This is a genomic window from Stenotrophomonas sp. Steno-Z2 (assembly GCF_056393235.1).
In genome coordinates this window covers 1-22,571 of the sequence record NZ_JBWJOY010000012.1, presented here as the reverse complement: position 1 = coordinate 22,571, position 22,571 = coordinate 1, and the positions used below count along the sequence as shown (strand labels likewise).

Annotated in this window: 20 protein-coding genes; 7 read left to right on the top strand and 13 right to left on the bottom strand. The window is 70.3% G+C overall.

The window, feature by feature from the left end:
* Positions 1-2: 2 nt before the first annotated feature.
* The 9 genes from recJ to AC06FP_RS16255 all read right to left on the bottom strand — a co-directional run bounded on the left by recJ (position 3) and on the right by AC06FP_RS16255 (position 11,297).
* Positions 3-1,730: a single-stranded-DNA-specific exonuclease RecJ gene (gene recJ, locus AC06FP_RS16295; RefSeq protein WP_478076256.1), complete on the bottom strand. Its 1,728-nt coding sequence runs from the start codon at positions 1,728-1,730 to the stop codon at positions 3-5.
* Positions 1,723-2,652, bottom strand: a complete 930-nt coding sequence (locus AC06FP_RS16290; protein WP_478076255.1) for a phosphoglycerate mutase — start codon at positions 2,650-2,652, stop codon at positions 1,723-1,725. The genes recJ and AC06FP_RS16290 overlap by 8 nt, the downstream gene beginning before the upstream one ends.
* 274 nt (positions 2,653-2,926) lie before the next feature.
* Entirely contained in the window at positions 2,927-3,391 is a 465-nt protein-coding gene (gene greA / locus AC06FP_RS16285) for a transcription elongation factor GreA (RefSeq protein WP_478076284.1), read from the bottom strand.
* 8 nt (positions 3,392-3,399) lie between these two features.
* Positions 3,400-6,642 (bottom strand): carbamoyl-phosphate synthase large subunit, encoded by a 3,243-nt coding sequence (carB, locus tag AC06FP_RS16280; RefSeq protein WP_478076254.1) that lies wholly within the window; start codon positions 6,640-6,642, stop codon positions 3,400-3,402.
* 108 nt (positions 6,643-6,750) lie between these two features.
* Positions 6,751-7,878, bottom strand: coding sequence for a glutamine-hydrolyzing carbamoyl-phosphate synthase small subunit (gene carA, locus AC06FP_RS16275; protein ID WP_478076253.1), 1,128 nt, complete (start codon positions 7,876-7,878; stop codon positions 6,751-6,753).
* Between the two features lie 205 nt (positions 7,879-8,083).
* Positions 8,084-8,809, bottom strand: coding sequence for a 4-hydroxy-tetrahydrodipicolinate reductase (dapB, locus tag AC06FP_RS16270; protein ID WP_478076252.1), 726 nt, complete (start codon positions 8,807-8,809; stop codon positions 8,084-8,086).
* A gap of 129 nt (positions 8,810-8,938) precedes the next feature.
* Positions 8,939-9,193: a DUF6587 family protein gene (locus AC06FP_RS16265; RefSeq protein ID WP_478076251.1), complete on the bottom strand. Its 255-nt coding sequence runs from the start codon at positions 9,191-9,193 to the stop codon at positions 8,939-8,941.
* Positions 9,193-11,055 carry a ferrous iron transport protein B gene (gene feoB / locus AC06FP_RS16260; RefSeq protein WP_478076250.1) on the bottom strand — a complete coding sequence of 621 codons (1,863 nt, stop codon included), beginning with the start codon at positions 11,053-11,055 and terminating at the stop codon, positions 9,193-9,195. Before feoB ends, AC06FP_RS16265 begins: the two co-directional genes overlap by 1 nt.
* Positions 11,052-11,297: a FeoA family protein gene (locus AC06FP_RS16255; RefSeq protein WP_478076249.1), complete on the bottom strand. Its 246-nt coding sequence runs from the start codon at positions 11,295-11,297 to the stop codon at positions 11,052-11,054. The genes feoB and AC06FP_RS16255 overlap by 4 nt, the downstream gene beginning before the upstream one ends.
* A gap of 118 nt (positions 11,298-11,415) precedes the next feature.
* On the opposite strand from AC06FP_RS16255, the gene AC06FP_RS16250 reads away from it, so the two are divergent.
* The 6 genes from AC06FP_RS16250 to yeiP all read left to right on the top strand — a co-directional run bounded on the left by AC06FP_RS16250 (position 11,416) and on the right by yeiP (position 15,956).
* Positions 11,416-12,213 carry an enoyl-CoA hydratase-related protein gene (locus AC06FP_RS16250; RefSeq protein ID WP_478076248.1) on the top strand — a complete coding sequence of 266 codons (798 nt, stop codon included), beginning with the start codon at positions 11,416-11,418 and terminating at the stop codon, positions 12,211-12,213.
* On the top strand, positions 12,210-13,115 hold the full coding sequence (locus AC06FP_RS16245) for a hydroxymethylglutaryl-CoA lyase (RefSeq protein WP_478076247.1): 906 nt from the start codon (positions 12,210-12,212) through the stop codon (positions 13,113-13,115). The genes AC06FP_RS16250 and AC06FP_RS16245 overlap by 4 nt, the downstream gene beginning before the upstream one ends.
* A gap of 157 nt (positions 13,116-13,272) precedes the next feature.
* Positions 13,273-13,884 (top strand): hypothetical protein, encoded by a 612-nt coding sequence (locus tag AC06FP_RS16240; RefSeq protein ID WP_478076246.1) that lies wholly within the window; start codon positions 13,273-13,275, stop codon positions 13,882-13,884.
* Between the two features lie 5 nt (positions 13,885-13,889).
* Positions 13,890-14,465 (top strand): hypothetical protein, encoded by a 576-nt coding sequence (locus AC06FP_RS16235; protein ID WP_478076245.1) that lies wholly within the window; start codon positions 13,890-13,892, stop codon positions 14,463-14,465.
* Positions 14,466-14,551: 86 nt separating this feature from the next.
* On the top strand, positions 14,552-15,322 hold the full coding sequence (locus AC06FP_RS16230; RefSeq protein ID WP_456116273.1) for an SDR family NAD(P)-dependent oxidoreductase: 771 nt from the start codon (positions 14,552-14,554) through the stop codon (positions 15,320-15,322).
* Positions 15,323-15,389: 67 nt separating this feature from the next.
* Positions 15,390-15,956: an elongation factor P-like protein YeiP gene (yeiP, locus tag AC06FP_RS16225; RefSeq protein ID WP_456116274.1), complete on the top strand. Its 567-nt coding sequence runs from the start codon at positions 15,390-15,392 to the stop codon at positions 15,954-15,956.
* 310 nt (positions 15,957-16,266) lie between these two features.
* Here yeiP and AC06FP_RS16220 read toward each other — a convergent pair whose 3' ends face one another.
* From AC06FP_RS16220 to AC06FP_RS16205, 4 genes are all read right to left on the bottom strand, one after another.
* Positions 16,267-17,445, bottom strand: coding sequence for a two-component system sensor histidine kinase NtrB (locus tag AC06FP_RS16220; protein WP_478076244.1), 1,179 nt, complete (start codon positions 17,443-17,445; stop codon positions 16,267-16,269).
* On the bottom strand, positions 17,442-19,304 hold the full coding sequence (locus tag AC06FP_RS16215; protein WP_478076283.1) for a DUF7844 domain-containing protein: 1,863 nt from the start codon (positions 19,302-19,304) through the stop codon (positions 17,442-17,444). Before AC06FP_RS16215 ends, AC06FP_RS16220 begins: the two co-directional genes overlap by 4 nt.
* Positions 19,305-19,306: 2 nt before the next feature.
* The gene (locus tag AC06FP_RS16210) at positions 19,307-19,606 is read right to left on the bottom strand and encodes a DUF2388 domain-containing protein (protein WP_478076243.1); all 300 of its coding nucleotides are present in this window, start codon (positions 19,604-19,606) and stop codon (positions 19,307-19,309) included.
* A 72-nt stretch (positions 19,607-19,678) separates the two neighbouring features.
* On the bottom strand, positions 19,679-21,067 hold the full coding sequence (locus AC06FP_RS16205; RefSeq protein ID WP_478076242.1) for an FAD-binding oxidoreductase: 1,389 nt from the start codon (positions 21,065-21,067) through the stop codon (positions 19,679-19,681).
* A 196-nt stretch (positions 21,068-21,263) separates the two neighbouring features.
* Between AC06FP_RS16205 and serA the strand changes: the two genes are divergently transcribed.
* Positions 21,264-22,505, top strand: a complete 1,242-nt coding sequence (gene serA, locus AC06FP_RS16200; protein ID WP_456116278.1) for a phosphoglycerate dehydrogenase — start codon at positions 21,264-21,266, stop codon at positions 22,503-22,505.
* Positions 22,506-22,571: the final 66 nt, after the last annotated feature.

Below are 22,571 nucleotides of genomic sequence, written 5' to 3'. Positions count from 1 at the left end.
CCTCACGCCGCCTGGCAGTGCTCGACGATCAGCTGGATCGCACCGCCGCCACGGTAGTCGTCGCCGACCAGGCGGTAGGCCAGGTGCACGTGGCGGCCCGGCGCATTGCCGGTCCAGCCGCCGAAATGGATGGCATTGAGCGTGCCGGCCATGCCGGGCAGGCGCAGCGCCAGTTTCAGGTGGCGCTCCTTGAGCACGTGCCACTGCGCCACTTCGAAATGGCCGTCGAACAGCGGCTCGGGGAAACCCTGGCCCCAGGGCCCGGCCAGGCGCAGCGCCTCGGCATGGCGGAAATCCAGTTCGGCGGCGGACAGTTCGCCGTCGCTGAGCAGGTGCTGCTGCAGCAGGGCCGGGTCCAGCATCGCCCGCACCTGCCGCTCGAACGCTTCGCGGAAGGCGTCCAGCCGCTCCTGCGGCAGGCTCAGGCCGGCGGCCATGGCATGGCCGCCGAAACGCTCGATCAGGCCGGGGTGCCGCGCATCCACCGCGGCCAGCGCGTCGCGGATGTGGAAGCCGGGAATCGAGCGCGCCGAACCGCGCAGCGCCGCCGCGCCCGGTTCGGCCGGGGCGAAAGCGATCACCGGACGGTGCAGGCGGTCCTTCATCTTCGAGGCTACCAGCCCGACCACGCCGGGATGCCACTGCGCGTCGAACAGGCAGGCCGCGACCGGGCGCCCGCCGCTGCCGTCCAGCAGCACGCGCGCCACCGCCCGTTCCGCATCGTCGGTCATCGACTGCTGCACGGCGCGGCGCTCGGCGTTGATTTCTTCCAGCAGCGCGGCGATCTCGCGCGCCTGCGCGGCGTCCTCGGTCAGCAGCAGTTCGATGCCCAGGGCCATGTCCTCCAGCCGGCCGGCGGCGTTCAGGCGCGGCCCCAGGGCGAAGCCGATGTCGCTGGCGGTCAGCCGGCGCGCGTCGCGGCCGCTGGCCTCGATCAGCGCCTGCAGGCCCACGCAGCCCTGGCCGGCGCGCAGCCGGCGCAGGCCCGCCGCCACCAGCGCCCGGTTGTTGTCGTCCAGCACGACCAGGTCGGCGACGGTGCCCACCGCCACCAGGTCCAGCAGCGGGGTCAGGTCCGGCCCCTTGCCGTCGGCGAACGCGCCGGCCTCGCGCAGGTGCCGGCGCAGCGCCATCAGCACGTAGAAGATGACGCCGACGCCGGCCAGCGCCTTGCTCGGGAACGCATCGCCGTCGAGGTTGGGATCGACGATGGCATCGGCCGCCGGCAGTTGTTCCCCGGGCAGGTGGTGGTCGGTCACCAGCACCTGCCAGCCCAGCGCCTTGGCCGTGGCCACGCCGGCATGGCAGGCGATGCCGTGGTCCACGGTCACCAGCAGGTCCGGCTGCAGCGCGGCCAGCTCGGCCACCAGCGACGGCGACAGGCCGTAACCGTGCAGCATGCGGTTGGGCACGGCGTGCACCACGTCGCGCGCGCCGAGCAGGCGCAGGCCGCGCACGCCGACCGCGCAGGCGGTGGCGCCATCGCAGTCGAAGTCGCCGACGATCAGGATGCGGCGGCCCGCGGCGATGGCCGCGGCCAGCAGCTGCACCGCCGCCTGCATGCCGCCGAGCAGCTCCGGCGGGTGCAGCTGCGCTAGCTTCGGCTGCGCCTGCTGCGCCGAACGCACGCCGCGCGCGGCGTAGATGCGGCGCAGCAGCGGCAGCATGTCCTCGTCCCACTGCCCGCCTTCGACGGCCTCGCGGCGGACGATCTTCAGCACCTCAGTCATCGTGCAGCGTCGCCAGCGGTTTCTTCCAGAAGTGCCAGCGCTGGCCGCGATGGATGCGGTAGCGCGCACCGTCCTCGAAATCGAGCAGCAGCTCGCGCAGCTCGCCGCGGCCGATGGCATCGAGCAGCGGCGCGATGGCATCGCGGGTGAGCTGGTCCAGCGAACGCAGCTGGCGCAGGTCCACCAGCGCATCGACGGCCTGGTCGCCGTCGACACGCACGCCGGCCATCGCCGCCAGCCCCTGCAGCAGCGCGTCGCGGCTGCGTACCTGCGCATGCCCGGTGCGCACCGACTGCGGCAGCCGGCCGGCGCCCCAGAACCACAGCGAGTTGACCGCCCGCCGGCCCTGCGCCATGCGTTGCTCGTTCCACGGATGCTGGTGCAGCACCACCTGCGCCTCGGTCAACAGCGCCCGCCAGCGGCGGCTGTCGTCGCCCTCGGGCAGGTGCTCGAACAGGTCGTCGCCCAGCGCCCGGTCCGGCGCGGTGAAGGCCGGCAGCGGCGTGTCGTCGGGCAGGCGCAGGTACCAGCGCGCCGGCGATGGCGCGTCGAGCTGGAAGCCGAACCCGGCGAACAGCGGCTGCAGCGCCGGCAGCAGCGCGGCCGTGTCGGCCGGCTCCAGGCGCAGCGTCTCGGCCGACGCCATCAGCCGCGCGCCCTGCATGTCCGGCGCCACGTTGGCCGGGTCGGCGCGCAGCCACAGGCTGCCGGCGGCATCGCCGGCGTCGACCTGCCGGGTCAGCGCGGCGGCCGACCAGGCATCCGGCTGCACGTCGAAGTGCCGGCGCAGCTGCGCCGACTCGCCGGGCTCGCCCTCGCCGCGCTCGGCGCGGCCGAGCGCGGTGGCCACCTGCGCCGGCAGCGTGCCGCCCGGGAAGCGGCTGCGGGCGGGAAGCAGCAGGGTGGCTTTGGCGTGGGTCATGAACGTCCTCGGGGTTCTGCCAACCCTTCTCCTGTTGGAGAGGGTGCCCCGAAGGGGGCGGGTGAGGGTACGGGAGAAGCCGCGCCGCAAAGAACTCCCGGTCGCTGCAACGAGGAACGCATCGCCGCGCGCCGGCTGGAAAACAACCGGGAGGCCGCCGTTGGCCGCAAGGTCAGGCATGCGGCGAGCGGTTCGCCCCGCCCCTCACCCGAAGGGAAAGGGGCGGCGGACCACCGGCAACGCTCCGTGCGGGACAAGCCCCGCACGGCCCGGATCAATCCAGGTACTCGACGTTGACGATCTCGTACTCGCGCTGGCCGGCCGGGGCGGCGATGGCGACGGTGTCGCCCTCGTTCTTGCCGATCAGCGCCCGCGCCACCGGCGAGGAAATGGCGATCAGGCCCAGCTTGATGTCCGCTTCCAGGTCGCCGACGATCTGGTAGCGCTTTTCCTCGTCGCTCTCCACGTCGGCCAGCGTCACCGTCGCGCCGAACACCACCTTGCTGCCGGCGTTGAGCTTGCTGATGTCGATGATCTCGGCATGCGACAGCTCGCCTTCCAGCTGCTTGATGCGGCCTTCGATGAAGCCCTGCTCCTCGCGCGCGGCGTGGTACTCGGCGTTTTCCTTCAGGTCGCCGTGCTCGCGCGCCTCGGCGATCGCGGCGATCACCTTCGGGCGCTTGTCCGACTTCAGGTGTTCCAGCTCCTCGCGCAGGCGCTGCGCGCCCTTCAGGGTGATGGGGGCTCTCATGCGTTCAACTCCTTGTGCAGTTCCTGCAGCGACCAGACCGGCCCGGTGCCGCGGAATTCCAGCGATTGCACCAGCGCCTTGGCGCCGGCCACCGTGGTCGAATAGGTGACGCGCTGCTGCAGCGCCTCACGGCGGATGGAGAACGAGTCGTTGATCGCGGCACGGCCTTCGGTCGTGTTGACGATGTAGACGATCTCGCCGTTCTTGATGCTGTCCACGATGTGCGGGCGGCCTTCGACCACCTTGTTGACCACCTCGCAGGCGATGCCCTGCTGCTGCAGCCATGCGGCGGTGCCGCGGGTGGCGACCACCGAGTAGCCGCGCTCGACCAGGCCCTGCACCGCCGGCAGCACGCGCGGCTTGTCGGCATCGCGCACCGAGATAAAGGCCTTGCCCGGCGGCGGGGTCTTGATGCCGCCGGCTTCCTGCGCGCGCGCGAAGGCGGCGCTGAAGCTGCGGCCCACGCCCATCACCTCGCCGGTGGAGCGCATCTCCGGCCCGAGGATCGGGTCCACGCCCTGGAACTTGGCGAACGGGAAGATCGCCTCCTTCACCGAGTAGTAGTCCGGCACGACCTCGGTGGTGGCGCCCTGCTCGACCAGGCTCATGCCGGCCATGCAGCGGGCGGCGATCTTGGCCAGCGGCACGCCGGTGGCCTTGGACACGAACGGCACGGTGCGCGAGGCGCGCGGGTTCACTTCCAGCAGGTAGATCACGTCGTTGCCGTCGGCATCGGTCTGGATCGCGAACTGGGTGTTCATCAGGCCCACCACGTTCAGCGCCTTGGCCAGCTCGCGCACCTGCCGGCGCAGTTCGTCCTGCGTGGCCGGCGACAGCGAGTACGGCGGCAGCGAGCAGGAGGAATCGCCCGAGTGCACGCCGGCCTCCTCGATGTGTTCCATCACGCCGCCGATCAGCACGTTGCCCTCGCGGTCGCAGATGATGTCCACGTCCGCTTCCACCGCCGCGTCGAGGAAGTGGTCCAGCAGCACCGGCGAATCGTTGGAGACCTTGACCGCATCGCGCACGTAGCGCGCCAGGTCGGATTCGCCGTAGACGATTTCCATGGCGCGGCCGCCGAGCACGTAGCTCGGGCGCACCACCAGCGGGTAGCCGATCTCGCGGGCCAGCGCCAGCGCCTCGTCGGCGGTGCGCGCGGTGCGGTTCGGCGGCTGCTTCAGGCCCAGCTCCTGCACCAGCTTCTGGAAGCGCTCGCGGTCCTCGGCCAGGTCGATGGAGTCCGGCGAGGTGCCGATCACCGGCACGCCGTTGGCTTCCAGCGCGCGCGCCAGCTTCAGCGGGGTCTGCCCGCCGTACTGCACGATCACGCCCTTGGGCTGTTCCAGCTCGACGATTTCCAGCACGTCTTCCAGGGTCAGCGGCTCGAAATACAGGCGGTCGGAGGTGTCGTAGTCGGTGGAGACCGTCTCCGGGTTGCAGTTGACCATGATGGTTTCATAGCCGTCCTCGCGCAGGGCGAGCGCGGCATGCACGCAGCAGTAGTCGAACTCGATGCCCTGGCCGATGCGGTTGGGGCCGCCGCCGAGGATCATGATCTTGTCGCGGCTGCTCGGGTTGGCCTCGCACTCGTCCTCGTAGGTCGAGTACAGGTAGGCGGTGCTGGTGGCGAACTCGGCGGCGCAGGAGTCCACGCGCTTGTACACCGGGCGCACCTTGTGCGCGCGGCGCAGCGCGCGGATCGCCGCTTCGTTGGTGCCGGTCAGCTGCGCCAGGCGCGCATCGGAGAAGCCCGCGCGCTTGAGCGCGCGCAGGCGCCTGCCGTCCAGCGCGTCGATGCCCTCGGCGTGCACCTGCTTCTCGTCGGCGATGATGTCCTCGATCTGGTCCAGGAACCACGGGTCGATCCAGGACAGGCCGTAGACGTCGTCCACGCTCATGCCGGCGCGGAACGCATCGCCCACGTAGAACAGGCGCTCCGGGCCCGGCGCCTTCAGTTCGCGCTTGAGCGTGGCGATGTCGTCCTCGCTGCCCAGGTCCAGGCCGGTCGGGTCCAGGCCGATCTTGCCGGTCTCCAGGCCGCGCAGCGCCTTCTGCAGCGATTCCTTGAAGGTGCGGCCCATGGCCATCACCTCGCCCACCGACTTCATCTGCGTGGTCAGGCGCGCGTCGGCGGCCGGGAACTTCTCGAAGGCGAAGCGCGGGATCTTGGTGACGACGTAGTCGATCGACGGCTCGAACGAGGCCGGGGTCAGGCCACCGGTGATCTCGTTCTTCAGTTCGTCCAGGGTGTAGCCCACGGCCAGCTTGGCCGCGACCTTGGCGATCGGGAAGCCGGTGGCCTTGGAGGCCAGCGCCGAGGAACGCGACACGCGCGGGTTCATTTCGATCACCACCACGCGGCCGGTGGTCGGGCTGATGCCGAACTGCACGTTGGAGCCGCCGGTGTCCACGCCGATCTTGCGCAGCACGGCGATGGAGGCATCGCGCAGGCGCTGGTATTCCTTGTCGGTCAGGGTCTGCGCCGGGGCCACGGTGATGCTGTCACCGGTGTGCACGCCCATCGGGTCCAGGTTCTCGATCGAGCAGACGATGATGCAGTTGTCCGCCGTGTCGCGGACCACTTCCATCTCGAACTCCTTCCAGCCCAGCACCGATTCCTCGACCAGCACTTCGGTGGTCGGCGACAGCTCCAGGCCGCGGTTGACGATCTCGACCAGTTCCTCGCGGTTGTAGGCGATGCCGCCGCCGCTGCCGCCCAGGGTGAAGGACGGGCGGATGATGGTCGGGTAGCCGACCCGGGTCTGGATCTCCAGCGCCTCTTCCAGCGTATGGGCGACGGCGGCCTTCGGGCATTCCAGGCCGATTTCCTGCATCGCCACGCGGAACAGCTCGCGGTCCTCGGCCATGCGGATGGCTTCGCGCTTGGCGCCGATCAGCTCGACCCCGTACTTCTCCAGCACGCCATGGTCGGCCAGGTCCAGCGCGCAGTTCAGCGCGGTCTGCCCGCCCATGGTCGGCAGCAGCGCGTCCGGGCGCTCCTTGTCGATGATCTTCTCGACCGTCTGCCAGTTGATCGGCTCGATGTAGACCGCGTCGGCCATCTCCGGATCGGTCATGATCGTGGCCGGGTTGGAGTTGACCAGCACCACGCGGTACCCCTCGTCGCGCAGCGCCTTGCACGCCTGCGCGCCGGAGTAGTCGAACTCGCAGGCCTGGCCGATGACGATCGGGCCGGCGCCGATGATCAGGATGGTTTTTAGATCGGTGCGCTTTGGCATTTCAGTACTCGCATGGGGGCTGCGGCGGGCCGCAGTGAGTGAAAACGTGCGCTGGAGGGCCGCATCCGTCGCGGCCGTGCCGGAACGGGAGGCCGGTCCGGCGGTGGATTACCTGGCCTGGTCCATCATCGCGATGAACCGGTCGAACAGCGGCGCCACGTCGTGCGGGCCGGGCGAGGCTTCCGGGTGGCCCTGGAAGGAGAATGCCGGCGCGTCGGTGCGCTCCACGCCCTGGATGGTCTGGTCGAACAGCGAGCGCTGGGTCACGCGCAGGTTGGCCGGCAGCGTGCTTTCGTCGATGGCGAAGCCGTGGTTCTGCGAGGTGATCATCACCCGGCCGCTGTCGATGTCCTGCACCGGGTGGTTGGCGCCGTGGTGGCCGTGGCCCATCTTCATGGTGCGCGCGCCCGAGGCCAGGCCCAGCAGCTGGTGGCCCAGGCAGATGCCGAAGGTCGGGAGCTTGCGGTCCACGAATTCCTTGATCGCGGCGATGGCGTAGTCGCAGGGCTCCGGGTCGCCCGGGCCGTTGGACAGGAACACGCCGTCGGGGTTCATCGCCAGCACCTCGGCGGCCGGGGTCTGCGCCGGCACCACGGTGAGGTCGCAGCCGCGCTCGGCGAGCATGCGCAGGATGTTGGTCTTCACCCCGAAGTCGTAGGCGACGACCTTGAACTTCGGCTCGGCCTGGACGAATTCGTTCCTGTCCAGGTCCAGCTGGCCTTCGCGCCAGGCGTAAGGCTTGTCGGTGCTGACCACCTTGGCCAGGTCCATGCCCTTCAGGCCGGGGAACTTGCGCGCCGCTTCCAGCGCCTTGTCCACGTCGATGTCCAGGCCGGCCATCAGCGCGCCGTTCTGGGCGCCGCGCTCGCGCAGGATGCGGGTCAGCTTGCGGGTGTCGATGCCGGCGATGGCGACCACGCCGCGCTGGACCAGCCAGTCCTGGAGCGGCAACTGGTTGCGCCAGCTGCTCGGGCGGCGCGGCACGTCGCGCACGATCAGGCCGGCGGCCCAGACCTGCGCTGCCTCGTTGTCCTGCTCGTTGGTGCCGGTGTTGCCGATGTGCGGATACGTCAGGGTGATCATCTGCCTGGCGTAGGACGGATCGGTCAGCATTTCCTGGTAACCGGTCATGGCGGTGTTGAACACCACCTCACCCACGGACAGGCCGGGCGCGCCTACGGATTCGCCCTCGAATACGGTGCCGTCTTCGAGCACGAGGATTGCGGCTTGGGTCACGGGAATCTCACTTTGGCTACCGAGGGGGCTCCGAAGCCACGCCTGCGCTCACGGCAAAAACCGGTTGCAAAAAAGCGCGGACGGCGGTGTAAACCGGTCCGGCTGACGTGATTCGGCGAGCGGGAATTGTAATGGCATGGGCGCCATCGGCGCCAGCGCCGCGTGGGCCGCCGCCCGGCCGCCCTGCCCTCCGGCCGGCGCCTGTTCAGCCGGCGCCGGCAGCCACCAGGTCGCGTACGGAATAACGCCCCGGCGCCCGGCCGTGCAGCTGGCGCGCCACGTGCAGGGCGCCGCGGGCGAAGATGTCGCGGTTGGTGGCGCGGTGGACCAGCTCCACCCGCTCGCCCAGGCCGGTGAACTGGACCAGGTGCTCGCCGATGATGTCGCCGGCGCGCAGGCTGGCGTAATGCGGCTCGGCCCCGCCGTGGCGGGCCGACTCGCCCAGGGTCAGCGCGGTGCCGGACGGCGCGTCCTTCTTGTGCACGTGGTGCGACTCGACGATGTCGCAGTCCCAGCCCGGCAGGCTGGCCGCGGCCCGCTCCACCAGGTCGGCCAGCACCGCCACGCCGAGGCTGAAATTGCTCGCCCAGGTCAGCGCAATCCGCTGCGCCGCGGCGGCCAGCGCCGCCTGCTGCGCCGCGTCGATGCCGGTGGTGCCGGAGACGAACGCCGCGCCGCGCGCCACGCACAGCGCCAGCACCGGGTCGAAGCCCTCGGGCAGGCTGAAATCGATGGCGACGTCGAAGTCCGGCGCGCCGGACAGCTCGCTGGCGGCGAAGTGCGGCACGCCGTCGATCACGCGCTGCGCCGGCGCCCTGCGCACCACCGCGGCGACCACCTGCAGCGAAACATCTTCCGCCGCCAGCCGCAGCAGGGCCTGGCCCATGCGACCAGAAGCACCGTGGATCAGCAAACGTGTGGGAGTCGTCATGGCAGGCAAACTACCGCCTTGTGATGCAGGGAGACAAGCGACGGGGTGCCGGCGTGCGCCGGAACGACGCAAGTGAGCCCGCGCATTGCCGGTCACCGCCCTGCCGCATCCCGCGCCGCCAGGAAAGGTTCAATGCTGTTTGGGCGGCGTCGGCCCGCAGCCATCGCAGCCACCGCAGGCGCCAGCGCCGCCGGCGGCGGGCGGCGCCAGCCGGCGTCCCAGCGCCTGCAGGCGCGGCGAGCGCTGCGGCTTGGCCAGCCACAGCGCCAGCGCCCCGCGCAGCCGCCGCACGGTGCCGGGGAACTGCTTCTTCAGCACCACCCACGCGCTGGCCAGCACGGCCATGGCGATGATCGCGTACTGCAGCAGCAGGCCCCGGTCCATCAGCCCGCCCCCAGCGCCACGGCGACCTGGTAGGTGACCAGCGAGGCCAGCCAGGCCGCCGCGAACAGGTAGACCGTGGCGAACGCCATCTGCTTCCACGAGTTGGTCTCGCGCTTGATCGTGGCCAGCGTGGAAATGCACATCGGCGCGTAGATGTACCAGACCAGCAGCGACAGCGCGGTGGCCAGCGACCAGCCGTCGCTGATCAGCGGGGTCAGCGCCTGCGCCGCGGCATCGTCGTCGGCCGCCGACAGCGCATACACCGTGGCCAGCGAGGACACCGCCACTTCGCGCGCGGCCAGGCCGGGGATCAGCGCGATGCAGATCTGCCAGTTGAAGCCCAGCGGCGCGAAGAACACCGCCATCGCATGGCCGATGCGGCCGGCGAAGCTGTAGTCGATGGCCGGCAGGGTAGCGTCGGCCGGCGCGGCCGGGAACGACAGCAGGAACCACAGCAGGATGGTCAGCGCCAGGATGATCCCGCCAACGCGCTTGAGGAAGATCATGCCGCGCTCGTACAGGCCGACCGCCAGGTCGCGCGGGTGCGGCAGGCGGTAGGACGGCAGCTCCAGCAGCAGCGGGTGCTCGCCCTTGTCGCGGCGGAACTTCTTCATCGTCCACGACATCGCCAGCGCGCTCAGGATGCCGGCGGCATACAGGCCGAACAGCACCAGCCCCTGCTGGTTGAACACGCCCCATACCGTCTTCTGCGGGATGAACGCGCCGATCAGCAGCGCGTACACCGGCAGCCGCGCCGAGCAGGTCATCAGCGGCGCGACCAGGATCGTCGCCAGCCGGTCGCGCGGGTCCTGGATGCTGCGCGTGGACATGATGCCCGGCACCGCGCAGGCGAAGCTGGACAGCAGCGGGATGAACGAGCGCCCGGACAGGCCGGCCGCGGCCATCAACCGGTCCAGCAGGAAGGCCGCGCGCGGCAGGTAGCCGGACTCCTCCAGCGCGAGGATGAAGAAGAACAGGATCAGGATCTGCGGCAGGAACACCACCACGCCGCCGACGCCGGCGATGATGCCGTCCACCAGCAGGCTGCTCAGCGGCCCTTCCGGCAGGGTCGCGCCGATCGCCTCGCCCAGCCAGCCGAAGCCGGCCTCGATGCCGTCCATCAGCGGCGTGGCCCAGGCATAGACCGCCTGGAAGATCAGGAACATCACCACCGCCAGGGTCAGCAGCCCGAACACCGGGTGCAGCAGCCAGCGGTCCAGCGCGTCATCAATCTTCGCCGTACGCGTGGGCATGCGCACCGCGGTGGCCAGGATGTCGCGGACCTGGGCGTGATGGTCGGCGGCCGGCACGACCTGCGGCGGCGCCATCGACGCCAGCTGCGGCATCATCGCGTCGATGCGCGCGACCAGGTCGCTGGCGCCGTTGCGGCGCACCGCGACGGTTTCCACCACCGGCACGCCCAGCGCCTGCTCCAGCGCCGCCACGTCGATCTCGATGCCGCGGCGGCGCGCGGCGTCGACCATGTTCAGCGCCACGATCATCGGTTTTCCCAGCTCGCGCACTTCCAGCGCGAAGCGCAGGTGCAGGCGCAGGTTGGTGGCGTCGATCACGCACACCAGCGCGTCGGGCGCGGCTTCGCCGGGGTAGAAGCCGCGGCACAGGTCGCGGGTGATGGCCTCGTCCAGGCTGGCCGGCTGCAGGCTGTAGGCGCCGGGCAGGTCCAGCACCGCGTACTCGCGCCCGGACGGCCCGCGCATGCGCCCTTCCTTGCGCTCGACGGTGACGCCGGCGTAGTTGGCCACCTTCTGCCGGCTGCCGGTGAGCTGGTTGAACAGCGCGGTCTTGCCGCAGTTCGGGTTGCCCACCAGGGCCAGCCGCGACACGCCCGCCGCCGCGCTCATGCCGCCACCTCCCGGATGATGCGGATGCGGGCGGCCTCGCTGCGCCGGAGCGCGAAGCGGGTGAAGCCGACCTGCACCAGCAGCGGTTCGCCGCCCAGCGGGCCGCGCGCGACCACGCTTACGTCCTCGCCGTTGACGAAGCCCAGCTCCCGCAAGCGCCGGGCGATCGCATCATTGGCATGCAGGTCCTGCACCGCCTCCACCTGCGCGGGTGCATGCAGCGGCAAATCTGACAACGTCACTGAACGGCGCCTCTGGATGAGTTGATAAGAATGGTTATCATTCTAGCACCACCGCGCCGGGTCTTGCTGCCCCGGGCGCTCCGCTATGATTCGGGCACCCAAGCACGCATGGAATCCGATGAGCGATGCACTGCTCGTTCGCCACGACAAGGCCGTGGCGACACTCCACCTGAACCGTCCCGAGCTGCATAACGCCTTCGACGCCGGGCTGATCGCCACCCTCACCGCCGCGCTGGAAACCGTCGGCGCCGACCCGGCGGTGCGCGCCGTGGTGCTGGCCGGCAGCGGCCCCTCGTTCTCGGCCGGCGCCGACCTGCAGTGGATGCGCGCCATGGCCGGCGCCTCGCAGGAGGAAAACCGCCAGGATGCGCTGGCGCTGGCGCGGCTGATGCGCACCCTGGACGAACTGCCCAAGCCGACCATCGCCCGCGTGCACGGCGCCAGCTTCGGCGGCGGCGTCGGCCTGGTGGCCTGCTGCGACATCGCCATCGCCGCCGAGGGCGCGCGCTTCGGCCTGACCGAGAGCCGCCTGGGCCTGCTGCCGGCGGTGATCTCGCCCTATGTCATCGCCGCCATCGGCCCGCGCCAGGCGCGGCGCTGGTTCGCCACCGGCGAGCACTTCGATGCCGCCACCGCGCTGCGCATCGGCCTGGTGCACCAGGTGGTCGCCGCCGACGCGCTCGACGCCGCGGTACAGGCGCAGCTGGACCTGATCGGCAGGGCCGGCCCGGTCGCCGCGGCTTCGGCCAAGGTGCTGGTGCGCGAAGTCCATGCAGCAGGCGGCGACCGCGACGCGCTGGACCGCGCCAATGCCGGCCTGATCGCCGCGCTGCGCGCCTCCGACGAAGGCCGCGAGGGGCTGTCCGCCTTCCTCGACAAGCGCCCGCCGCGCTGGGCCGCCGGGGAGCGGCGATGAGCGATTTCGTCCGCATCGTCGAGGTCGGCCCGCGCGACGGCCTGCAGAACGAGAAACGGCAGGTCGCCACCGCCGACAAGATCGCGCTGATCGACCGGCTGTCGGCCACCGGCCTGCGCACCATCGAGGCCACCAGCTTCGTCAGCCCGAAGTGGGTGCCGCAGCTGGCCGACGCCGCCGAGGTCATGGCCGGCATCCAGCGCCGCCCCGGCATCGCCTACCCGGTGCTGGTGCCCAACGAACAGGGCTACGAACGCGCGCTGGCGGCCGGGGCGCGGGAGGTGGCCGTGTTCACCGCCGCCTCCGAGCAGTTCAACCGCACCAATACCAACGCCGGCATCGACGAATCGCTGCAGCGCTTCGCGCCGGTGCTGGCACGGGCGAAGGCCGACGGCATCCCGGTGCGCGGCTACGTGTCCACCGTGCTCGGCTGCCCCTACCAGGGCGAGGTGCCTCTGGCCGACGTGGTGCGCGTGGCGCGCGCGCTGCATGCCATGGGCTGCCACGAGATTTCGCTGGGCGACACCATCGGCGTCGGCACGCCGCGCAAGGCGCGCGCGATGCTGCGCGCGGTGGCCGCCGAAGTGCCGATGGCCGCGCTCGCCGTGCACTTCCACGACACCTACGGCCAGGCGCTGGCCAATATCGCCGCCTGCCTGGAGGACGGCGTGCGCGTGGTCGATTCGGCCGTGGCCGGCACCGGCGGGTGCCCCTACGCGCGCGGCGCCAGCGGCAACGTCGCCAGCGAGGACGTGGTCTACATGCTGCACGGCATGGGCATGGACACCGGCATCGACCTGCCGGCCCTGGCCGACACCGGGCGCTGGCTGGCCGGCGTGCTGGGCCGCGACAACGGCAGCAAGGCCGGCAAGGCGATGGACCGCCCGGAGAATCCGGCATAACCGGAATTCCCCCGACCGTCGAGAACCATGCAGAGCCGGAACATCACGCCCCGGCTCCCGGCGAAAATATTTCCATTGCGACCAGCGCGCAGCCGCCTGTATGCTCCGCTGCACGGTAGCGGGGGCTGCCGGATAACCGACGGAAACAGGGGAAATAATGACTGCATTCTTTCGCGGCCTGCGCATCGCAGGCCTGATGGCCGCTGCGTGCCTGACTCTGTCGGGTTGCCTGTCAATGAAATTCTATGTCGACCCGGCCTTGCCGCTGATCAGCAAAAGCGAGCTCCTGCCTCCGCCTTCTCCGCAGCCTGCGCATGTACTGTTCGAGTTCCGGACCAAGGGCAATGCCAACACCAGTGCCACTGCCGAACTGAGGGGGCAGGCAATTGCAGCTGTCGCCGAGTCGGGACTTTTCTCAAGCATCGCTCCCGCCGCCGACGACCGGACAGCAGGGCAGCTGAAAATCACGATAGACAACGTGGTCATCACCGACAACGCCGCCGCCAAGGGCTTCGGCACCGGTCTCACGCTTGGCCTGGCCGGCTCGCAGGTGACGGATGGGTATGTCTGCAATGTTGAATACGTGCACGGGGGAAAGACCACGTCGACCACCGTCAAGCACGCCCTGCATACCACGATCGGAAATCATTCCGCCCCAATGGGCCTCACCGCGATGCCCGCACGTGATGCGCTGAACCAGATCGTCCAGCAGATGATCTGGAATGCTTTGAAGGACCTGAACAAACAGAACGCTTTCGCCAAGGAATGATGGCCATGAAATTGATCTTCAAAGCGTTGCTCGTATCTTCCATGGGCCTGATGGCCACCGCCTGCGTTTCCACCCCGGTTCCGAAATATCAACCCAGCGTGGAGAACAGCTCGCTCATCCTGCAGGCCCGACCCGTCATGGACGTGGGTGCATTCACGGCCTCGGAAGGTGTCCAGAACCGCAAGTTGAGCATGCGCGGTTCAAGCCTCCAGGGCGGTTCGGATGGAACATACGCCACCTATTTGCGTGATGCGCTGATTGCCGAGCTGCAGATATCCGGCGGGTATGTACCCGGGCATGACCTGCGCATGGATGGTCAACTGGTACGCAATGCACTCAATGTTGCCGGAGTCAAAACCGGCTCAGCTGAAGTTGGGGCACGTTTCGTATTGAGGCGACAGGGACAAATTGTCTATGACAAGACCCTGCAAAGCCGGCACGAATGGAAGTCGTCGTTCATCGGCGCGATAGCGATCCAGGCCGGCATCGACAACTACGGAACGACCGTCCAGAAACTGATCGGGCAATTACTGGCCGACCCCGAATTCATCGCAGCAACGAAAACCACTGCGTCCGAATGACCCTTGGCGGGGTGATGCGTCCGGCACCGCCGGTCGCATCTGCATCGGCTAGAATCACCGGCCAACCCATTGCAGGGATCGTCCCGATGCAGCTGTCCTCCGTCCGCGCCGTCGTCACCGGCGGCGTCTCCGGCCTCGGCCTGGCCGTGGCCAAGTACCTGGTCGCCCATGGCGGCAAGGTCGCCCTGTTCGACCTCAACGAGGAAAAAGGCACCGCCGCGGTCGCCGAACTGGGTACGGACAACGCCCGTTACTTCACCACCAACGTCACCGACGAGGCCGGCGTGGCCGCCAACCTGGCCGCCGCGCGCGAGTTCCTGGGTGGGCTGAACGTGGTGATGAACTGCGCCGGCATCCTCGGCGCCGGCCGCGTACTGGGCCGCGAGGCGCCGATGCCGCTGTCCAATTTCCAGGCCACGGTGATGGTCAACCTGGTCGGCAGCTTCAACGTGGCCAAGGCCGCCGCCGACCTGATGCAGCACAACGAGGCCGGCAGCGACGGCGAACGCGGCGTGATCATCAACACCGCTTCGGTCGCCGCCTACGAGGGCCAGATCGGCCAGGCCGCCTATTCCGCTTCCAAGGGCGGCGTGGTCGGCATGACCCTGCCGATGGCGCGCGAGCTGTCGCGCTTCGGCATCCGCGTGATGACCATCGCGCCGGGCGTGTTCTGGACGCCGATGGTGGACGGCATGCCGGCCAACGTGCAGGAATCGCTGGCCGCCTCGATCCCGTTCCCGTCGCGCCTGGGCCAGCCGGACGACTTCGCCGCGCTGGTCGGCCACATCATCGGCAACACCTACCTCAACGGCGAAACCATCCGCCTGGATGGCGCCGTGCGCCTGGCGCCCAAGTGATCCACCCCGCGGGCGCCCACAAGGCGCCCGCTTCGATTTCCCCCTTACCCCAACCGACTTTCCAAGCATGAAAGCCAGCGATATCAAGAAAGGCAACGTCGTCGAATACAACAACGGCGTCTACCAGATCCGCGACATCGAGCGCAGCTCGCCGCAGGGCCGCGGCGGCAACGTCCGCTTCCGTTTCATCATGTACAGCGTGCCGGGCGGCAACAAGCTCGACGCCAGCTTCGACGCCGACGACAACCTGCCGGAAGTCGAGCTGCTGCGCCGCCAGTCCACCTTCTCGTACATGGACGGCGACGCCTTCGTGTTCATGGACGACGAGGACTACACCCCCTACACGCTGGACGCGGACGTGATCGGCGACGACGCCGGCTACATCACCGAGGGCCTGACCGGCATCTACGTGCAGGTGATCGACGAGCAGCCGGTGGCGATCCAGCTGCCGCAGCACGTGACCCTGGAAGTGGTGGAAACCCCGCCGGAACTGAAGGGCGGCACCGCCACCAAGCGCCCGAAGCCGGCCAAGCTCAATACCGGCATCGAGATCATGGTTCCGGAATACATCGCCAACGGCGAGCGCATCCTGGTCAACACCAGCACCGGCGAGTTCGGCGGCCGCGCCGACTGATCCGGCGGACAAGGCAGGCGACGGCGCCCACGCGGCGCCGTCGTCGTCTGCGCGGACCGGCGCGATGGCATGACGGAAGTGCCGCTGCGCGCCGGCAACCCGGCCGCCGTCGATCCGCCCTTCCCCTCCCGCCCCTCCGCATCGTGCCGGGGCTACCGCAGGACGCGCGCCTGCGTGCCACGGCCAGCGCAGCCCCCTCCGCCCACGCCGCTTCGACGGCGCGCCCAAGGGCTTGGGCGTGGGCGACCGCCTCTGCGCGCACCATCGGCGCAGGGCACGACGCCGGCTGCGGGCGAACCGCCTGGCCGGGCTACGGATTCCGCTCGCCCGCCGCCTGCGCCGGGGCGCCGGGCGGGTCCTGCGCCACCGGGAAGTACATCGACACCGCCGCACCGCCCAGCACCGAGGTGCCGATCTCGGCCCTGCCGCCGGACTGCGCGGCGAAGCCGTGCACCTGGCTCAGGCCCAGTCCGCTGCCCTCGCCGTCGGGCTTGGTGGTGAAGAACGGCTCGAACACGGTGTCGCGGATGTCCCGGCCGATGCCCGGCCCGCTGTCGCCGACGGTGATGCGGACGTAGCCCGCGTCGCCGGCGCCGGCGGCGTGCGGGCGCTGCTCCAGCCGCGTCTGCAGCAGCACCCGGCCGCTGCCGCCCATCGCGTCGCGGCTGTTGCCCAGCAGGTTCAGCAGCGCCGCTTCCAGCTGGCCGACATCCAGTGCGACCGGCGGCAGGTCATCGGCGAGGTCCAGCGTCACCTGCACGCCATCGCCGCAGACCCGCCGGTAGAGCGCCTGCGAGGCCGCCAGCAGGTCGTTGACCTGGCTCAGCTGCGGCACCAGCGCCTGCCCGCGGCCAAACGCCAGCATCTGCCGGGTCAGGCGCGTGCCGCGCTCGACCGCCAGGTGCGCCAGGTCCAGCAGCCGCCGCGTGCCTTCGTCCTCGGCACGGCGCGCGGACAGCATGTCCAGGCTGCTGGCGATCACCGACAGCAGGTTGTTGAAGTCGTGCGCCAGTTCCAGGGTGAGCTTGCCCAGGGCATCCAGGCGCTGCGCGCGCATCGCGCTTTCCTGCGCCTCGTGCACGCGCTTCTGGTCCTGGAAGAACTCGGTGATGTCGCGCACCACCATCAGGATGCGTGGCCCCCCGCCTTCGAACACGCCACGCTCCAGGGTCAGCGCCGCGCGGAAACGGGTGCCGTCCCTGCGCACCAGCGGGCAGGCGGACTGCTCGATGCCCCGTTCGCGCACCCGCGCCAGCAGCGCCAGGTGCACGCCGCGCTCCTGGTCGGCGCGACTGAACAGGCAGGCGAAACTGCGCCCGCGCAGTTCCTCGCGCGCATAGCCGTAGATGGCGGCCACGCCGGCGGTGCCGTTGCGGATCAGGCCGTCATCGTCCAGCTCCAGGATGGCGCAGGAGCGCAGCTGCATCATGCCTTGCATCAGGCGGCTGTCGTCGTCATGGCGCGGCAGATGGCGTGACTGCTGGTTCAAACCCGGTCTCCGGTGGCGTTCGCGGGCCGCAGCGGCGCATCGGCGATGGCGGCGGCGCCGCTACCGTACCGCATGCGCAGCCGCTGGCGCAGGTGTTCCAGGTTGGATTCCACGCCATCCAGGCGCGCACGCTCGGCCTGCGGCAGCAGGTCGCGCAGCGCGCCGCGCAGCGAGCGCCATTGCTCGCCCGCGGCCTGCGTGCGCCCGGCCACGTCGCGGCGGAGACCGGCGCGTTCGCGCTCCGACGGCAGGCCGTAGCCGCCGCCGGCCAGCGCACCGGGCGCCAGCAGCAGGCCGGCCTGTTCGAGCAGGCCGCGGACGCGCTCCAGCGCCGTCGCGTCGCCGCCGCGCGCCAGCAGGCGGCGCTTGAGCAGGTCGCGCACGCGCAGTTCGCCGCGCCGCCAGGCCGCCTGTTCCAGTACCAGCAGCGCGGCGAGCACGCGTTCGTCGTCCGCGTCCAGCCAGCGGCGACGCTCGCCCGGCGGCAGGTCCAGCCAGCGCTCCACGTCGGCCACGGGCGGCTGCAGGCCCGCGCGCACCACATCGAACAGCTGCCGGTAACGCGGCGCGTCCGATTCGAAGTAGTAACCGGCGCGTATCGCCGCGGCGCGGTCGTCGGCCAGCACCGGTGCCGCGACGCCGCCGCGCTCGAGCCGGCGCAGCAGGCCGACCGGGGTGATCGAGGACAGCCGCTGCCCGGCCAGGCGCGGCACGCCGTCGTGCAGCAGCTTCCAGGTTTCCACCGCGCAGTTGTTGCTGACGAAGTAATAGCGCCCGTCGTAGGACCAGTGCACGCGCGCGGCCTGCTCCAGCAGCGCGGCGATCTCCTCGCGCCGCAGCCGCAGCGGCGTGGACGACAGGCTGCGCAGCTCGACCCGGGTGTAGTCCTCCACCACCCGGTCCAGCGGCAGCACGAACAGGCGCGACGGATACGAGCCGGTCAGGCCGCGCCAGTTGGACAGCTGCACGTCGCCGACGAAGGCGCGGAAGGACAGCACCTGGTGGTACTGCAGGTCCATCCGGCAGGCTGGCCCCGGCGCGCGCCCGGGCGCGCAGACCACCAGCCGCAGCATGCTGTGGCCCCAGCGGCTCATCGGCTGGCCGTTGCCCTCGGCCAGCAGGTAATCGACTTCGTAGACGCGCGCCGGGTCCAGTTCCAGCAGGTCGCCCATGCCGTCCTGCTCGCCGGCTTCCACGAACGGCAGCGCCGTCGGGCAGGCCGCGGGCGCAGGCGCCGGCAGCGGCCCCAGCGTGGCGGCGAACCAGCGGTGCAGCGCCGGCCGCCGGCAGGCATTGTCGGCGTCGAGCAGGTAATGCTCCAGGTTGACCGCGAAGAACTCGGCCGGGCTGTGCAGCTCGTAGCGGTCCGGACTGCGCAGCACGAAGCGGTTGCGGCCGCGGCCCGGCAGCAACGGCCGCACCTGCCATCCGGCCAGATCAAGGAAGCGCGCGTCGCGCGACCAGCCGCCCGCCGCGGACCGGTCCAGCGCGTGCGCCAGTTCGTGGATCAGCGCGGCCTGCGCCTGCCGCCAGGCCGGCGCCGGTGCGTCGGCCCCGCCGCCGGACAAGGCCGCGAGCAGCCGGCGGTCCAGTCCGAGCTCCTCGCCGCGCGCGCGGCCGGCGACATGCGCCGGCAGGTCCTCGCGCCAGCGCAGGCGCAGCGCCAGCTCGTGGCCATCGCGCAGCGGCGCGGGCAGGCGCGCCAGTACCTGTTCGATCAGCTGCCGGCTGGCCTGCAGTTCCTGCGCGGACACGCCATCGGCGGCGACCTCGATCCGCAGTGCGGCCTGCGCCGGCGCGGCGATGGCCGCGCACAGCAGCAAGGCCCGGTACCACCGGCGCGGTCGCCGGCAGGCCAGGATCACAACGCCAGGATCTTCCGCGCCAGCGCCATGTCGCTGGCATCGCGCGCGACGGCGTCGCGCTCGCGCAGGTGCACCAGGGCCGCCTCCAGCCAGGCACCGCGGATGGTGCCGTTGCTGGCGACGAAGGCTGCTGCATCGTCGCGCGCATCCAGCACCACCTTGTCGTCGCCGGACGAGCTGCTGCTGGAGTGCGACGACGCACCGGCCGACGATCCGGCCGTGGTGCCGGCAAAGCTGGAAGACAGGGCCGACAACGGCAGGACGGCCAGGGCAAGGAACAGGATCGGACGGATCATCGGCGTGCGGGAATCATGGAACGGGAGGCAAGCATAACGGGCCGTCGCCGCCGATGGCCCACCGGGACGCGCTCAGGGATCGAACAGCTTGCCGGGGTTCATCAAGCCCAACGGGTCGAACGCCCGCTTGACCCCGCGCATCAGCGCGATCTCCGCCGCGTCGCGGGTGCTGGACAGGTAGGGTTTCTTGACCAGGCCGATGCCGTGCTCGGCCGAGATGCTGCCGTGGAAGCGCTGCAGCACCTGCGCCAGCAGCTTGGTCACCTGCTCGCACTGGCCGAGGAATTCGGCGTCGGAGCTGTCGTCGGGCTTGAGCACGTTGATGTGCAGGTTGCCGTCGCCGATATGGCCGAACCAGACCACGTCGAAATGCGGGTAGGCGCCGCCGATCAACGCCTGCGCCTCGTCCAGGAACGCCGGCATCGCCGAGATGCGCACCGACACGTCGTTCTTGTACGGCCGGTAGCGCGCCAGCGACTCGGTGATGCCCTCGCGCAGGCGCCACAGCTGCTGCGCCTGCGCCTCGCTGGCGCTGATCACCCCGTCCAGCACCCAGCCCTGCTCCATGCAGTGCTCGAACGCGGCCAGCGCCGCGGCCTCGCCCGCCTCGTCGGCGGCGGCGTATTCGGTCACCACGTAGTACGGGTAGGTCTCCGCGAACGGGTACGGCGCGCCGTGCGCGGTGACATGGTGCACCGCGCGGTCGGTGAAGAATTCGAACGCCTCCAGCTGCAGGCGCTCGCGGAACGCGGCGAACACCCGCATCAGCACCTCGAACGAGGGCAGCGCCAGCAGCATCACGTTGCTCGCCGGCGGCGGGTCGGTCAGCTTCAGCGTCGCCTCGACCACGATGCCGAGCGTGCCTTCCGAGCCGATCAGCAGCTGGCGGAAGTCGTAGCCGCTGGAATTCTTGATCAGGCCCTTGTTGAACTCGAGCAGTTCGCCGTTGCCGGCCACGACCTTGAGCCCGGCGACCCATTCGCGGGTGTTGCCATAGCGGATCACGCGGATGCCGCCGGCGTTGGTGGCGATGTTGCCGCCGATCGAACAGGAGCCGCGCGCGGCGAAGTCCACCGGGTAAAGCAGGCCGTGCTCGCGCGCGGCGTTGTGCACGGCCTCCAGCGGCATGCCGGCCTGCACGGTCAGGGTGCGGTCCACGGCGTTGAAGTCCAGCGCCTTGTTCAGCCGCTCCAGGCTCAGCACCAGTTCGCCGTCGGCCGCCACCGCGCCGCCGGACAGGCCGGTGCGGCCGCCGGACGGCACCACCGCGACGGTGTGTTCGTTGGCCCAGCGCACCACCGCCTGCACCTCCTCGACGCTGCCCGGCAGCGCGATGGCCAGCGGCGCCGGCGTCCAGCGCCGGGTCCAGTCGCGCCCGTAGTGCTCCAGATCGGCCGGATCGGTCTTCAGGCGCAGCCCCGGGCAGGAGTGCAGCAGGGAGTCCAGGCGCGGATCGGTCATGGCGGCGGCGTGCTCGGCAGGGGAAACCGGCAAGCCTGCCAGCCACGGCGCGGCACGTCCAGCGGCCGCATGCAATGGCGATGGATTCAACTGAAACCGTCGGCTTATCAACACATTACCGGCTGTCGCAGTGCACAAAAGGCGGCCGCTTCTGGCATAGTCGGCAACTCCCTCCGCCCGCACAGCCGCCACCGCCATGTCGCCCAAGAAAACCTCGTTCCCGAAGCAGGACATCCGTGTTTTGTTGCTGGAGGGGGTCAGCCAGACCGCGGTGGAGACCTTCAAGGCGGCTGGCTACACCCAGATCGAATACCACACCAAGGCCCTGCCGGAAGACGAACTGAAGGCGCGCATCGCCGAGGCGCACATCGTCGGCCTGCGCTCGCGCACCCAGCTCACCGCCGAGGTGCTGGCGCACGGCAAGCGCCTGATCGCCGCCGGCTGCTTCTGCATCGGCACCAACCAGGTGGACCTGGAAGCGGCCGAGCTGGCCGGCATCCCGGTGTTCAACGCGCCCTATTCCAATACCCGCTCGGTGGCCGAACTGGTCATCGCCGAGGCGATCATGCTCACCCGCGGCGTGCCGCAGAAGAACGCGCAATGCCACCGCGGCGGCTGGTCCAAGTCGGCTGACGGCAGCCACGAGGTGCGCGGCAAGACGCTGGGCATCGTTGGCTACGGCCACATCGGCACCCAGGTGGGCGTGCTGGCCGAAGCGCTGGGCATGCAGGTGATCTTCCACGACATCGAGACCAAGCTGTCGCTGGGCAACGCGCAGCCGGCCGCCAGCCTGGACGACCTGCTCGCCCGCGCCGACATCGTCACCCTGCACGTGCCGGAAACCGCGGCCACGCAATGGATGATCGGCGCGCCGCAGCTGGCGAGGATGAAGCGCGGCGCGCACCTGATCAACGCCGCGCGCGGCACCGTGGTGGTGATCGAGGCGCTGGACGCGGCGCTGCGCTCCGGGCACATCGGCGGCGCCGCGGTGGACGTGTTCCCGGTCGAGCCCAAGGGCAACGGCGACCGCTTCGAGTCGCCGCTGACCGCGCACGACAACGTGATCCTGACCCCGCACGTCGGCGGCAGCACGCTGGAAGCGCAGGACAACATCGGCGTGGAGGTGGCCGCCAAGCTGGTGCGCTACAGCGACAACGGCAGCACCCTGTCGGCGGTCAACTTCCCGGAAGTGACCCTGCCCGAACACGAACAGAGCCTGCGCCTGCTGCACATCCACCGCAACGTGCCGGGCGTGCTGTCGCGGCTCAACGAAGTGTTCTCGCGCCACAACCTCAACATCGACGGCCAGTTCCTGCGCACCAATCCCAAGCTGGGCTACGTGGTGGTGGACATCACCGCCACCGAGGAACAGGCCAATGCGATCCGCGGCGAACTGGCCGCGATCGAAGGCACGCTGCGCACCCGCATCCTGTACTGAGGCGCTCGCGGCCAAGTCGCTTTCGCAGGAGCGGCGAACCACGCCCGCGGGGCAGCCCTTGTAGGA

Coding starts and splice junctions, on each gene's coding strand:
- AC06FP_RS16290 (WP_478076255.1), bottom strand. CDS start 2,652: ATGACCCACGCCAAAGCCACCCTGCTGCTTCCCGCCCGCAGCCGCTTC.
- yeiP (WP_456116274.1), top strand. CDS start 15,390: ATGAAAGCCAGCGATATCAAGAAAGGCAACGTCGTCGAATACAACAAC.
- AC06FP_RS16205 (WP_478076242.1), bottom strand. CDS start 21,067: ATGACCGATCCGCGCCTGGACTCCCTGCTGCACTCCTGCCCGGGGCTG.
- AC06FP_RS16240 (WP_478076246.1), top strand. CDS start 13,273: ATGACTGCATTCTTTCGCGGCCTGCGCATCGCAGGCCTGATGGCCGCT.
- carB (WP_478076254.1), bottom strand. CDS start 6,642: ATGCCAAAGCGCACCGATCTAAAAACCATCCTGATCATCGGCGCCGGC.
- dapB (WP_478076252.1), bottom strand. CDS start 8,809: ATGACGACTCCCACACGTTTGCTGATCCACGGTGCTTCTGGTCGCATG.
- AC06FP_RS16210 (WP_478076243.1), bottom strand. CDS start 19,606: ATGATCCGTCCGATCCTGTTCCTTGCCCTGGCCGTCCTGCCGTTGTCG.
- AC06FP_RS16235 (WP_478076245.1), top strand. CDS start 13,890: ATGAAATTGATCTTCAAAGCGTTGCTCGTATCTTCCATGGGCCTGATG.
- recJ (WP_478076256.1), bottom strand. CDS start 1,730: ATGACTGAGGTGCTGAAGATCGTCCGCCGCGAGGCCGTCGAAGGCGGG.
- serA (WP_456116278.1), top strand. CDS start 21,264: ATGTCGCCCAAGAAAACCTCGTTCCCGAAGCAGGACATCCGTGTTTTG.
- AC06FP_RS16230 (WP_456116273.1), top strand. CDS start 14,552: ATGCAGCTGTCCTCCGTCCGCGCCGTCGTCACCGGCGGCGTCTCCGGC.
- AC06FP_RS16250 (WP_478076248.1), top strand. CDS start 11,416: ATGAGCGATGCACTGCTCGTTCGCCACGACAAGGCCGTGGCGACACTC.
- AC06FP_RS16245 (WP_478076247.1), top strand. CDS start 12,210: ATGAGCGATTTCGTCCGCATCGTCGAGGTCGGCCCGCGCGACGGCCTG.
- AC06FP_RS16265 (WP_478076251.1), bottom strand. CDS start 9,193: ATGGACCGGGGCCTGCTGCTGCAGTACGCGATCATCGCCATGGCCGTG.
- feoB (WP_478076250.1), bottom strand. CDS start 11,055: ATGAGCGCGGCGGCGGGCGTGTCGCGGCTGGCCCTGGTGGGCAACCCG.